1 protein-coding gene is annotated in these 796 nt (G+C 54.9%); it reads left to right on the forward strand.

Annotated features, from left to right (window positions below):
- Positions 1-84: 84 nt before the first annotated feature.
- Entirely contained in the window at positions 85-531 is a 447-nt protein-coding gene (locus ACFQ2S_RS16350) for a hypothetical protein (protein ID WP_386076066.1), read from the forward strand.
- Positions 532-796 lie beyond the last annotated feature (265 nt).

A 796-nucleotide genomic window follows, 5' to 3' on the forward strand; every position in this document is an offset into this window, starting at 1 on the left:
ACTGGGCCGTCATCGCATCGTTGATCGAGACCTGCAAACTGAACGCCGTCGATCCACACGCATGACCCTGAAGACAAGCGCGCCGTGCAGCGCCTGTTTCTATGGGCTTGGAAAGGAGGCAACAACGACTATTGGAAACATCTGGTAGGCCTCGAAAAACGCAAGACCGCTCTCAGTGACCATCTGTGTGATCTGTTTGCCGCGTGGAGCAAGTCTTTCGTCGGAGTGTTGCCGGATTTTGAGCGGCTCTATGAAAGCTGGGAAATTCTCGGCAGCTTGACGCATCTGGAGCGTGCCGAGAAAGACGAACTGGATGCCGCCTTGGCCGAAGAGCCGCGCAACGGATGGATATGGTGTCCGGTTGGTCGCAGTGGTTGGCACAGTGAAATGCGCCGGAGAATCCTCGAGGAATCTCTAAACGATGCGACAAAGAGGGAAATCTTGGAGGCTGGGTTCGCAAAGGGTGATGAAGAGTTTCTCCAGAAGGCAGGCGAAAACTATCGGCGGCTTGCAAGTAGGATCGAATGGTAAACCATCTGGTTTCGACAGGCAGCTGAACGCTTAGCGTGTGCGCGTTACACGATGGAGTATCATGGTAGGAAAGTCTGGCTAGTCGGAGAACCGTAGCAGACTTTCATTTGAAACGCGGCAAACGAACGCTTTCCGCCCTGTTGACCAACGCCCCCCCGGAAGGTCCCAACTTCTCGCGCTTGCAGCGAATGTCCGCAACGCCGGAATTTCGTTGAAAAACTCTTCGCTGCATGCGCAGTGGAACGGCTTTGGAGTTCGGCGCAAG

Origin of the sequence: Tropicimonas aquimaris (assembly GCF_042676185.1) — a bacterium.
Taxonomy (GTDB): Bacteria; Pseudomonadota; Alphaproteobacteria; order Rhodobacterales; family Rhodobacteraceae; genus Tropicimonas; species Tropicimonas aquimaris.